Raw genomic sequence first — 12,563 nt, forward strand, 5'->3', positions numbered from 1 at the left:
AGCTTAAAACTAGAATAGATTCACTTTGCAAAATTTTAATGAAAAATAGTGATGAAGAGTTACAAATCTTTGGAGAGATAATGTTAGTTTCAGAAAAGTTAGCTAGTGGAATTGTAAGTGATAGAATAAGTTTCACAAATAGTTCAAATTTTAAATTAAACTATATAGCAAAAACTATAAATAATCTAGCTAGTGATTTGAAAAAAACTATTAGCTTAATAAAAGATACACTTTTACTTTATGGACAATATAACTATTTAAATAAATTAGATGAATCTTTAGTAAGAAATGATTTTAGAGTTTTATTTCAAGAGATAAATACTTTAAGAGATACTATTACAAATATGCTTATTGAAAATAAATCAAATGGATTAACATTAGAGAATAGTTCAAGAATACTTTTAGAAAATGTAGATAGATTGAATATAAGTTCAAATGAGGCAGCAGCAAGTTTAGAAGAGACAGCAGCAGCATTGGAAGAGATAACAAGTAACATAAGAAATAATACACAAAGTATAGCAAAGATGTCTAACTTGTCAAATAATGTAACAAAATCCGTAAAAGAAGGAGAAGAGTTAGCAAATCAAACAACAACTGCAATGGATGAGATAAATACTCAGGTAAATTTAGTAAATGAAGCAATAGGGGTTATTGATAATATAGCATTCCAAACAAATATTTTATCATTAAATGCAGCCGTAGAAGCAGCAACAGCAGGAGAGGCAGGAAAAGGGTTTGCTGTAGTTGCACAAGAAGTAAGGAATTTGGCTTCACGAAGTGCAGAAGCAGCAAAAGAGATAAAAAATATAGTAGAGAATGCAACACAAAAAGCAAATGAAGGTAAAAATATAGCTTCAAATATGATAAAAGGGTATGGAGAGTTAAATTTAAATATATCACAAACAGTAACATTGATTTCAGATATAGAGATGGCAAGTAAAGAGCAATTAATGGGGATAGAGCAGATAAATGATGCAGTAAATCAGCTAGACCAACAAACTCAACAAAATGCTATGATAGCTTCACAGTCACATGATGTAGCAATTACAACAGATGCTATTTCAAAATTAATTGTAAAAAATGCTAATGCAAAAGAGTTTGAAGGTAAAAATAATGTAAAAGCTAAAAATAGTGAGCAATCAAAACAAAAAGTAGTTCAAACTCAAATAAAAAAGCCTATAACAAAAAATAAAACTATTAAATCTAATTCTAATAACGATCAGTGGGAGAGCTTTTAAGCTCTCTTTTATAATTAATCAAAATCCATAGTAGTTTGAGTTTGCCCATTACTTCCAAATTCACTCTCTATTTCTAAAGCAATTTTCTTAAAATCGACTCCATTTATCTCTTTTAAGCCTTTTAAAAATATTCCTTTATTAAATAAAAATAATAATTTAAAATAACTTGGTTTTATAATAGAAAGATAAGATAAGATAAGATAATGACTTTTGAGTATTAAATAATTTAAATAAAAAGGGAAATATATGTTTAAAAATATGTTAATAAAGAGAAAGTTATTCTCTTTATTTATTATGCCACTATTTGTAGTTATCTGTTTACTTGGATTAGGTATTACTATGCTATTTTATGAGTATCAAAATGCAACTAAAGCTGCTTCTATTGATGAAATAAAAAGAGTTGGTAATTTAATCCATGAACTACAAATAGAAAGAGGTTTATCAGCTGGATATGTAGCTTCAAATGGAAAAAATAACAAAGAGGCTTTAAGTAATCAAAGAAAAAGAGTTGATATCTCTTTTGATGATTTATTACAATATCAAAAAAAATTAAATATAAATATTGCTAATAAAATACTTAATGATTTGAAGAGTAAAAGAGAAAGTATAGATTCTATCTCTTTAAATATAACCCAAAGTAGTTCTTATTTTACAGGTACAATTTATGATTTTTTTGAATATTATAGAAATATACTATTAAAATCTGAAGTAACTAGTATTAAAAATCAGTTATTGGCTCACTATTGGCTTATTTTTGGAAAAGAGAATTTAGGGCAGTTAAGAGCAAATTTAAATGCAACATTTACCTTAAATGAGTTTAAAGATGATAGTTTTGCAAAGGTTGGTGCAAATAAAACTATTTTTGAAACAGCATTTAGAAACTTTGAAGCAGATGCTAATAAAGAGATTGTAAATTATTTTAAAAATAAATATCAAGGAGTAGATGTTTTAGCTGTAAAAAATATGATAGATATTGCATTTACAAAAAATAAAGAGGGAAATTTTAATATCTCTTCGCAAGAATGGTTTACAAAAATTACGACAGTTATTGATATTTTAAAAGATGTTGAAACTTTTAGTATTAATTTTATAGAAAAAGAGATGAATAATAAAATTTCAACTATGATTAACTATATTTTATTCTCTTGTATTATTGGATTAATTATTCTTATTTCTACAATATTTTTATATATAAAAATTACTTCTAATATAGTTGGTTCTACTAAAAATTTCAAAGAGGGATTGTTAAACTTTTTTGGATATTTAAATAGAGAACAAGCTAATGTAAAAACACTTGATGATAGTGCAAAAGATGAGTTTGGAGAGATGTCAAAAGTAGTAAATGAGAATATTTTAAAAACACAAAAAGGAATTGAAGAAGATAGAAAATTAATAGATGAAACAATAGCAGTATTAGGAGAGTTTGAACAAGGGGATTTATGTCAAAGATTAAATACTCAAGTATCAAATCCAGCATTAATGCAACTAAAAAATGTATTAAATAATATGGCTGAAAATCTTGAAACAAATATAGATAATGTATTAAAAGTTTTAGAACAATATAGTAACTATAATTATTTAAATAAGATAGATCAAAAAGGATTAAAAGAGCATTTACAAAGATTAGCAGAAGGTGTAAATAGCTTAGGAGATTCTATAACTTCTATGTTAAAAGAGAATAAATCAAATGGATTAACTTTAGAGAATAGTTCAAAACTTCTTTTAGAGAATGTAGATAAATTGAATATAAGTTCAAATGAGGCAGCAGCAAGTTTAGAAGAGACAGCAGCAGCATTAGAAGAGATAACAAGTAATATAAGAAATAATACACAAAGTATAGCAAAGATGTCTAACTTGTCAAATAATGTAACAAAATCAGTAAAAGAGGGAGAAGAGTTAGCAAATCAAACAACAACAGCAATGGAAGAGATAAATACTCAGGTAAATTTAGTAAATGAAGCAATAGGAGTTATTGATAATATAGCATTCCAAACAAATATTTTATCATTAAATGCAGCAGTAGAAGCAGCAACAGCAGGAGAAGCAGGAAAAGGGTTTGCAGTTGTAGCACAAGAAGTAAGGAATTTGGCAAGTAGAAGTGCAGAAGCAGCAAAAGAGATAAAAAATATAGTAGAGAATGCGACTCAAAAGGCAAATGAAGGGAAAAATATAGCTTCAAATATGATAAAAGGGTATGGAGAGTTAAATTTAAATATATCACAAACAGTAACATTGATTTCAGATATAGAGATGGCAAGTAAAGAGCAATTGATGGGGATAGAGCAGATAAATGATGCAGTAAATCAACTAGACCAACAAACTCAACAAAATGCTATGGTAGCAACTCAATCTCATGATATTGCATTAAGTACAGATAAAATAGCAAAATTAGTAGTAAGTAATGCAAATGCAAAAGAGTTTATAGGTAAGAATGAAGTAAAAGCAAAAAATATAGTAAATCAAACTCAAGGAAGAGAAGATAAAGCAATAATAAATAGTAAAAAAGTATCAACTTTACAATCTTCAAAACCAATAGTGATGAAAAATAATAATGATGAGTGGGAGAGCTTTTAAGCTCTCCCCACTCTCCCCTCCTACTCTCTTATAACTTTTTAAATGAATTATATTGAAAGATAATTTTAAGTATTTATTTAATAATATAACTCAAAATTAATATATAAAAAAAACATGTTAGAACACTATAAAGAAATATTAAATTATGTTTCAAAACTAATTGGAGATAAAGAAAGAGCCAAGGATGTTACTCAAGAAACATATCTACGAGCTATTAGCCTCGAAGAAAATAAAGAGATAAATCGCTCTTTCTTATATAAAATTGCAAAAAATATTGTAATTGATTATGCAAGAAAAAATAAACAAAAAATTCAAATAGAATTTCAAGAAGAAAGCTTTGTAAGTCCAAAATATGAGCAACCTGATGAAGTTACAATATCAGATAATCAATATAAAAATCTTTTAAAAATCGTAGATACTTTACCAAAAAGAAGTAAAGAAGCTTTTCTTTTACACTCAATAGATGGATATACAAGAAAAGAGATAGCTGAAATTATGGAAATTACTCAAAATGCTGTTGAAAAGCATATCAATAGAGCTATAAAAAAATTACAAGAACATTTAATAATAGATCAGGAATAAATTTGAAAGAACAAATAAAAGATGAAGCTATACATTGGGCAACTTTAAAAAAAGAAGGTTTTTCTCAAAGTCAAAAAAAAGAGTTTGAATTATGGCTACAAAAAAGTGATTTACATAAAAAAGCTTTCAATGAAGCAAATGCTATTTATAGTATATTTAAAAATATTCCAAAAGAGCAATCTGAACTTTTAAGTAAACAAGCACATAAAAGTATTAGAAAAATGAAATTTATAGATAGAACTATAAAACCTTTTATAGGTTTTGCTGCTGTTTTAGCCTGTTTATTTATAGGATATAAGTTTTTTATACCAAACTACACTCAAAGTTATCATACTCTTTTCAATACAGTAAAAAATGATTTACTTCCAGATGGTACGAAAATATCAGTAGATACGAATACAAAGCTAAGTGTAAGTTATTTTAACAATAGAAGAAAAGTTATTTTAGAAAATGGACAAGCTTTTTTTGAAGTTGCAAAAGATGAAAATAAACCATTTATAATTGATTCTGGAAAAACTAAGATAGAAGTAGTAGGTACAAAATTTGAAGTTAAAAACTTGGATAATATAACAACTGTAAATGTAAAAGAAGGTGTAGTAAAAGTAAGTTTTAATACAAATCCTATCTTAGTAAATAAAGATATCTCTATTTTAAAGCAAGGTGATAAAGTAATCATAAATGATATAGGTATTTTGCAATATATAGGTAAAACACCTCTTGAAGAGATTGCTCCTTGGAAACAAGATGAAATAATTTTTAGTAAAACTACTTTAAAAGAAGCATTTAAAACTTTTTCAAGATATCAAGACCTAGAAATAGAGTTTAAAAATAAAACATTTGAAGATAAACTTTTTAGTGGGAAGTTTAATACTTTAGAAGTTGATAGGTTTATTTTTGCTATTCAAAAAATATATCCTATAAAAGTTATAAAAAATGGAAATAAAGTAGAAATAAATTAATTTTTATATAAAAATAATTTCTATTTTATCTGCTTAACTCATAAAATTCTAACAAATTTCAAAATTTGTAAAAAAATATGTCCGATTTTTAATTCCTATTTCGTTTTAATGTACTAAGAATGATTATTATAATTAAACAAAAGGATGGAGAAATGAAACAGTTAAAAGCAAAGTTTATAACTTCTGCTAGTGCAATCTTACTTTGCAGTGCTTTATTGGCACAAGAAACTTATACTATAAAAAATATGAGTCTAAAACAAGCTTTAGAAAAAATCTCTAAAGAGTCTAAGCTATCGTTTATTGCTGATGAAAGTCTAATTGATGGTAAAAAAGCAACAAATATTGAAAATATCAATAATCTAAAAGAAGCTCTTGATAAGGTCTTACAAGGCTCTGGGCTTAATGCAACTATTGAAAATAATACTATTATTATAAAAGAGATATCTTCATACAAAATCATAAATGGGAATTATGTTTTAGACGATGTTTCTGTAAATAGTTCAAATAGTAAAAATGGAAGTGCTGAAAATGGCTATGTAGCAAAAGAACTAAAACAAGTTGGATTTTGGGGAGAAAAATCACTTCAAGATACACCTTATTCAATGAGCGTAATGTCTAGTGATTTAATAGAAAATGTAATTGCAGGAGATATTGACCAACTTTATAAAATGAACCCTGTTATTCAACAATCTACTCCTACAACTGTTTATACTTATCCATCTGCAGTAATAAGAGGATTTGGCTCAAGTACTAGTGCAGTAGATGGTATGAAAATGTCTTCATATACTTATGGTACAAGTACAGAAGAAATAGATAGACTAGAAATTATGAATGGCTTATCTGGTTTTATGTATGGAGCTGGAAATGTTGGAGGAATAACAAACTATGTACTTAAAAGACCGACTTATGAAAGGCTTACAAATTTAACACTTGGGAATTATGGTGGAGAACAATACTATGCTCATATTGATTTAGGTAATAAGATAGATGAAAAAGGTAAATTTGCATATAGATTAAATGCTGTATATCAAGATGGTGAAACTTCAAAAGATGATCAAAATATAGAAAAAAAACTTATAAGTGGTGCATTAGATTGGAATGCAACAGATAATTTTCAACTTCAATTAGAAGCAGCACATAAATTTTATAAAATAGATAGACCTGATAATAGATTTTATACAAGAGGATTAAATTATTGGCCAAAAGCTTTTGATAATGAAAAAACTTATTCTCCTGATTGGACTTATAATCAGACTAAAACTGATAGAGTCGGACTAAATGCAACTTGGGATATAAATGATATTTTTACACTAAGAACAGCATATATGTATAAAAAAGATAATAGAGAATTTAGCTTAATATATCCACAATATTCACCTGAAGGCTGGACCGCTCTTTCTCCATTTAAAAATGCACCATATGATACTATTTCACATAGTGCTTATGCTTATTTAGATAGTAAGTTTGATACGGGAACTATTTCTCATAAATTAACTTTTGGTATTTCAGGAGAAACATATAAAGAAAGGAAATATAAGGAAAATAATGGATTAATTTTTGATAGTTCATATGGAATACCAAGTGGTTTAACAATTAATCAGTTAATGAATTTAAGTTCACCTAATTTCTCGTCAAATTATGGAAATGAGAAATTTATAGCAAGTGAAACAACAAATAAAAATATTATTATTGGAGATGATATAGTTTTTAATGATAATTGGAGTGCTTTAGTTGGATTTAACTATACAAAAGTAAGTGCTGATACTTTTGAATGGGAAATAACTAGTTATGAAGAAACAGCAACAACTCCAACTTTATCTTTAATCTATAAACCTATTGAAAATTTAACAACTTATGCTAGTTATATTGAAGGATTGGAATCTGGAAGTACAGTTCCAAATGAACCAAACAAATATAACAATCCAGGGGAAATATTAGACCCTTATGTAAGTAAACAATATGAAGTTGGAGCAAAATATGCAGTTAGTGAGAGTTTACTTTTAAGTTCAGCTTTATTTAGAATAGAAAAAGCAAATTCTTATGAAGAGACAACATCAAATGGTAAAATAACTTTAAATCAAGATGGTTTAGAAATACATCAAGGTTTAGAGCTAACAGCAACTGGAAAAATAACAAATAACTTAACAGTTATAACAGGTGGAACAATTATGGATTTAAAAGTAGATAAAGCTACAAACCCAGCCTTAAAAGATAAAAAACCAACAGGTGTAGCTTCAAAATTAGCTAAACTTTATGCAGAATATAATCTCCCTTATTTTAGTGGTTTAACTTTAACTGGTGGAGCATATTATACAGGTGGTAAATATCAAGATTCTTTAAATAAAAATAAAATCGATAGTTATACTATTTATGATGCAGGATTTAGATATAAAACAAAATTAGACAAATACCTTACAACATTCAATTTTAATGTTACTAATCTTACAGGCGAAGATTACTGGGCGACAACTAATCAACTTGGAATTCCAAGAAATATTGCATTTTCTATGAAAATGGAGTTTTAATATAAAATATAAAGAGATTTTTCTCTCTTTATTATAGATTAAACTGTTTTAAGAAATCTCTTTAAAACTAAATCTTCTTTAAAAGCTCATCTATTTTTTTATTTGACTCTATTATATTTTCAAGTGGAATTTCTCCGGTTTTAACTTGAGTGTAAACAGTATTTACAATCTCTTTTAAGCTAATTGGTTTTGCTAATTGATTTGCAAAAAGTAAAAGATTTACACCACTATTTATTGCTAAAGTTAAAGTAGTTTTTAAATCATAATGATTACTTATTGCACTCATTTGTAAATCATCAGTTATCAAAACTCCATCAAATTTTAATTTTTCTCTTAAAAGCTTTGTATTTACATTGTATGATAAAGTTGCAGGATAGTTTTTATCTAAATTTTCATTATATACATGAGCTGTCATTATCAAATCTGCTTTACCATTTTTAATAAAATATTTATAAGGTTCTAACTCTTTTTCACTCCAAGTTTTAGAAATATCTACAAATCCCAAATGAGAATCAGCTAAAGAAGAACCATGTCCAGGGAAATGTTTTAAAGTTGATAAAACTTTCTCTTTTTTCATTTCATCTACAAAAATAGAAGCATATTTTGTAACAATTTGAGGATTTTCTCCAAAACTTCTTCCTCTTGTTACTATTACTTTATTATTTTTATTTATTGCCAAATCAACTGATGGTGCAAAGTTTAAATTTATTCCAACATTCTTTAAATCTTTTGCCATATTTGAATAACTTATTTTTGCAAAATCTTCACCTTTTTGTGCTATTTCACTAGCTTTTAAAGTATTTACAAATCCTATATCACTTTTTAATCTTTGAACTACTCCTCCTTCTTGGTCAATAGAGATTAAAAGTTTTTGCTTAGAGATATTTTGCAAATCACTATTTAATTTTTTAAGTTGTTCTAAATTTTCTATATTCTTCACTTTTGTCTTATCATTTGGATCTTTATCAAATAAGATAACTCCACCTAAACCAAACTCTACATCTTTATATATCTGTTTATTTTTATCTATAGTTGTTTCAGAGAATCCTAAAATAACCATTTTTGCAATCATTTTTTCCACTTCTTGTTTTGTATAAGTTTGTCCAAAGCTATAAACTGCAAATAAACCTAAAAATAGTAATTTTTTAATCATTCTTACTCCTATTTAACCCAATTTTTGTAATTTGTAAAAGCTGGAAACTGCTTTTTAAACTCATCTTTTTCAAAAGAGAAACTATAATTTTCCATATACTCTTGCAAAATTTCATAAGCTTGTTTAAGTTCTATAAACTTCTCATTACTTCCACTTTGCATATCTGGATGATACTTTTTTGATAATTTCAAATATCTCTTTTTTATATCTTTTTTACTCATTTTAGAGATAATTCCAAACAGTTCAACTGCTTTTATAAAATCTTCATAGTTCATTTCAAAATCCTTTAAAGTAAAGATTATACAAAAACATTATGATTAATCTACTTATTGTATAATACACCCAATTTTTTTTAAGGTATTTTATGGGACAAATTATAAATTTAGCAATTACTATTTTAATTTTATATCTAATATTTACAAATTTTGGAACTTTTTTAATGATAATTGGGGGAATAATACTTTTTTTTGCAATTCTTACATATTTTATTAGAAAATCTTTTCTTAAAAATGCTTCAAGATTTCAATACAAGTACCAAAGTTTTGATTTCAATAATTTCAACCAAAATTTTAATAATAGTGATTTTAAAGGAAACTTTTATAATCAAACTTCAAAACTAGAAGAGGCAAAAGAGTTTTTTGGTTTCTCTTTTACTCCATCAAAAGATGATATAAAAAAAAGATATAAAGAGCTAGCAAGAGTTTATCATCCTGATTTAAATGGAGGAGATGAAGAAAAAATGAAAAAATTAAATGAGTATAGAGATATTTTAATGCAAGCTTACGCGCAATAAGGAGTTTTATGATAGATATGACAAAAGTAGCAAATATTATTTTATATATGTTACACAAACAAGTAAAAGCACTAAATCACAAAAAAATTGAGTTAATGCTCTTTTTTATGGAACTAAATCATCTGAAATTTTGCGGGAAAAAGATTACTAATGAAACTTTTATAAAAACTCAAAGAGGAGTTAAAGCTTTAGTTTTAGATGAACTTTTCTCTATTATTTTAGAAGAAATAGAGTTTGAAGATGAAGATGATGATAGAGTTTTTTTTATTCAAGAGTTAATGGATTTTTTAGAGATAGATATAGTTGAGAAATCTACTTTTAAAGAGTTAAAATTTTATAAATTAGAGGAAGAGTTTGATGAGTCATTATTCTCAAAAGATGAGATAACAACTATTCATAAAATAGTATCTTTATATAAAGATACTAGTGTAAGAAATCTTGCAAATGAGTGTTTTATCTTAGATAGAGTAAGAAATAATAAAAATGATGAAATAATTTTATGAAAATCAGGTAATAGTATCACAAAAGTTTCTAAAATACTCATAAATAATTAAAAAATAACCTAAAAGCAGATTGGTTTTATAATAGAAAGATAAGATAAGATAAGATAACCATATTCATATTCAATAAAAAAGGGATTAGGTCAAATGAAAATTTCTCAAAAGTTGTACTTAAGTTTTAGTTTAATGATTTTATTAATCATAATATTAACAGTCATTGGGATTAATAGAGTTTCAGTTATCGATAATACTTTAAAAAATAATGTAGAATTAACATCTACTAAACAAAGATATGCCATAAATTTTCGTGGAAGTGTTCATGATAGAGCAATCTCTATAAGAGATGTTGTTTTATCAGAGGATAAAGATTCTGCTTTATTTAAAAGTTCTATTGAGAATATTAAAAGATTGGCAGAGTTTTATGAACAATCTTCTAAATCTATGGATAAGATTTTTACAAATAAAGATAACTTTGTTGAAGAAGAGTTAGTTATTCTTAAAAAAATTAAAGATGTAGAAAATAATACTTTTCCTTTAGTAGAAGAGATTATAAAACTAAAATTAGCACAAAATAATGAAAAAGCTCTAAGCATACTTTTAAATCAAGCAAACCCTTCTTTTTCAAATTGGCTAAAAGTAATTAATGAGTTTATTGATTATCAAGAAGCAAAAAATAGTACTTTTATATCAAAAGTAAAAGATGTTGCTAGTGACTTTTCATACACTATGATAATCTTTTTACTTATAGCTATAGTTCTAGCTATTGTAATAGCTTATTTTATATCTAAACAACTTGTAGATATGGTAAATAAAATTCAAATAGGTTTACAAAGTTTTTTTAACTTTTTAAATAGAGAAACTTCTACTATTACCCTATTAGATATAAACTCTAAAGATGAATTTGGGAAAATGGCAAGTTTAGTAAATAGTAATATTGAAAAAACAAAAGATACAATTATAGAAGACAATAAGTTTATAAATGCTGTTTCTGTATTTGTTCAAGAGTTAAAATCAGGGAATAATATTGCAAAATTTAATTTAGAGGTTAATACTCCTATCTTTAAAGAGTTAAAAAAATCTTTAGAAGAGTTACAATACTATCTTGAACATACAATAGCAAGAGATACAAATGTTTTATTAAATGTTCTTGAAAAATTCAAAAATAAAGATTATACAGCGAGATTTCCAAATCCTTATGCTTCTGTTGCTGTTACTATAAATGAACTAGGTGATGTAATCTGTAATATATTAGCTGAAAATAAATCAAATGGTTTAACTTTAGAGAATAGTTCAACTATCTTACTTGATAATGTACATAAATTAAACCTAAGTTCAAATGAAGCAGCAGCAAGCCTAGAAGAGACAGCAGCAGCACTAGAAGAGATAACAAGTAATATAAGAAATAATACAGAAAATATTGCAAAAATGGCTAAATACTCTAATGAAATAACAAAAGCTTCATCTGAAGGTGAGAAATTAGCAAACAAAACAACTTTAGCAATGGATGAGATAAATGTCCAAGTAAATTTAGTAAATGAAGCTATAAGTGTAATTGACCAAATCGCATTCCAAACAAATATTCTTTCGCTTAATGCAGCGGTAGAAGCAGCAACAGCTGGAGAAGCTGGAAAAGGCTTTGCAGTTGTTGCTCAAGAAGTAAGAAACTTAGCAAGTAGAAGTGCAGAAGCAGCAAAAGATATTAAAAATATAGTCGAAGAGGCAACACAAAAAGCAAATGAAGGTAAAGATATCGCAAATGAGATGATTAAAGGTTATAAAGGATTAAATGATTCAATTAACCAAACAATAAATATAATTTCAGATGTAGAGATGTCAAGTAAAGAGCAACTAAGTGGAATTGAGCAGATAAATGATGCTGTAAATCAACTAGACCAACAAACTCAACAAAATGCTAGTATAGCAACTCAAGCTCATGATGTTGCAAGTTTAACAGATAATATTGCTAAACTAATAGTAAAAAATGCAAATGAAAAAGAGTTTATTGGTAAAAATGAAGTTAAAGCAAAAAATTTAGAAACTTTAAATAAACAAGCATCTCAGATTATTACAAAAAAAGTAGAAAAACAAAAAATAGTAGAAGCTCCAAAAAAGAGTAAATCTATCACTTCTAATACATCTAATGATGAGTGGGAAAGCTTTTAAGCTTCTTCACTTGTTACCTTTTTAAACCTTATTTAACTTTAAATATAAATATAATCATTTTTTTTTTAATATATTT

8 protein-coding genes and 3 pseudogenes are annotated in these 12,563 nt (G+C 26.2%); 9 read left to right on the forward strand and 2 right to left on the reverse strand.

The annotated features are described in order from the left end of the window. Positions 1 to 335: 335 nt before the first annotated feature. The 6 genes and pseudogenes from AFAEC_RS06855 to AFAEC_RS06875 all read left to right on the forward strand — a co-directional run. Positions 336 to 1,238 (forward strand): annotated as a pseudogene (locus tag AFAEC_RS06855) (methyl-accepting chemotaxis protein); the annotation flags it as partial. Positions 1,239 to 1,577: 339 nt separating this feature from the next. Then, positions 1,578 to 2,300 (forward strand): annotated as a pseudogene (locus AFAEC_RS12405) (nitrate- and nitrite sensing domain-containing protein); the annotation flags it as partial. A gap of 177 nt (positions 2,301 to 2,477) precedes the next feature. After that, positions 2,478 to 3,812, forward strand: a pseudogene (locus tag AFAEC_RS12410) (methyl-accepting chemotaxis protein); the annotation flags it as partial. A 114-nt stretch (positions 3,813 to 3,926) separates the two neighbouring features. Then, entirely contained in the window at positions 3,927 to 4,394 is a 468-nt protein-coding gene (locus AFAEC_RS06865) for an RNA polymerase sigma factor (RefSeq protein WP_026806973.1), read from the forward strand. Positions 4,395 to 4,396: 2 nt separating this feature from the next. Next, entirely contained in the window at positions 4,397 to 5,353 is a 957-nt protein-coding gene (locus tag AFAEC_RS06870; protein WP_026806972.1) for a FecR family protein, read from the forward strand. Positions 5,354 to 5,505: 152 nt separating this feature from the next. Further along, a complete protein-coding gene (locus tag AFAEC_RS06875; protein ID WP_026806971.1) occupies positions 5,506 to 7,878 on the forward strand; it encodes a TonB-dependent siderophore receptor in 2,373 nt (790 codons plus the stop codon). Between the two features lie 67 nt (positions 7,879 to 7,945). On the opposite strand, the gene AFAEC_RS06880 is transcribed toward AFAEC_RS06875, so the two are convergent. Then, on the reverse strand, positions 7,946 to 9,031 hold the full coding sequence (locus AFAEC_RS06880; protein WP_026806970.1) for a glycoside hydrolase family 3 N-terminal domain-containing protein: 1,086 nt from the start codon (positions 9,029 to 9,031) through the stop codon (positions 7,946 to 7,948). Between the two features lie 8 nt (positions 9,032 to 9,039). Continuing rightward, the gene (locus AFAEC_RS06885; RefSeq protein WP_026806969.1) at positions 9,040 to 9,306 is read right to left on the reverse strand and encodes a DnaJ domain-containing protein; all 267 of its coding nucleotides are present in this window, start codon (positions 9,304 to 9,306) and stop codon (positions 9,040 to 9,042) included. 89 nt (positions 9,307 to 9,395) lie between these two features. Between AFAEC_RS06885 and AFAEC_RS06890 the strand changes: the two genes are divergently transcribed. The 3 genes from AFAEC_RS06890 to AFAEC_RS06900 all read left to right on the forward strand — a co-directional run bounded on the left by AFAEC_RS06890 (position 9,396) and on the right by AFAEC_RS06900 (position 12,487). Beyond that, on the forward strand, positions 9,396 to 9,824 hold the full coding sequence (locus tag AFAEC_RS06890) for a J domain-containing protein (RefSeq protein WP_026806968.1): 429 nt from the start codon (positions 9,396 to 9,398) through the stop codon (positions 9,822 to 9,824). Between the two features lie 8 nt (positions 9,825 to 9,832). Next, positions 9,833 to 10,327: a type II toxin-antitoxin system antitoxin SocA domain-containing protein gene (locus AFAEC_RS06895; protein WP_034216872.1), complete on the forward strand. Its 495-nt coding sequence runs from the start codon at positions 9,833 to 9,835 to the stop codon at positions 10,325 to 10,327. 144 nt (positions 10,328 to 10,471) lie between these two features. Next, complete coding sequence (locus AFAEC_RS06900; RefSeq protein ID WP_026806966.1) at positions 10,472 to 12,487, forward strand: methyl-accepting chemotaxis protein; 2,016 nt, start codon at positions 10,472 to 10,474, stop codon at positions 12,485 to 12,487. The last annotated feature ends 76 nt before the right edge of the window (positions 12,488 to 12,563 follow it).

This window comes from Aliarcobacter faecis (genome assembly GCF_013201705.1).
Taxonomy (GTDB): Bacteria; Campylobacterota; Campylobacteria; order Campylobacterales; family Arcobacteraceae; genus Aliarcobacter; species Aliarcobacter faecis.

Excerpts from the sequence above, each read along its gene's own strand:
- AFAEC_RS06895 (WP_034216872.1), top strand. The coding sequence starts at position 9,833 with ATGATAGATATGACAAAAGTAGCAAATATTATTTTATATATGTTACAC.
- AFAEC_RS06880 (WP_026806970.1), bottom strand. The coding sequence starts at position 9,031 with ATGATTAAAAAATTACTATTTTTAGGTTTATTTGCAGTTTATAGCTTT.
- AFAEC_RS06875 (WP_026806971.1), top strand. The coding sequence starts at position 5,506 with ATGAAACAGTTAAAAGCAAAGTTTATAACTTCTGCTAGTGCAATCTTA.
- AFAEC_RS06900 (WP_026806966.1), top strand. The coding sequence starts at position 10,472 with ATGAAAATTTCTCAAAAGTTGTACTTAAGTTTTAGTTTAATGATTTTA.
- AFAEC_RS06890 (WP_026806968.1), top strand. The coding sequence starts at position 9,396 with ATGGGACAAATTATAAATTTAGCAATTACTATTTTAATTTTATATCTA.
- AFAEC_RS06865 (WP_026806973.1), top strand. The coding sequence starts at position 3,927 with ATGTTAGAACACTATAAAGAAATATTAAATTATGTTTCAAAACTAATT.
- AFAEC_RS06885 (WP_026806969.1), bottom strand. The coding sequence starts at position 9,306 with ATGAACTATGAAGATTTTATAAAAGCAGTTGAACTGTTTGGAATTATC.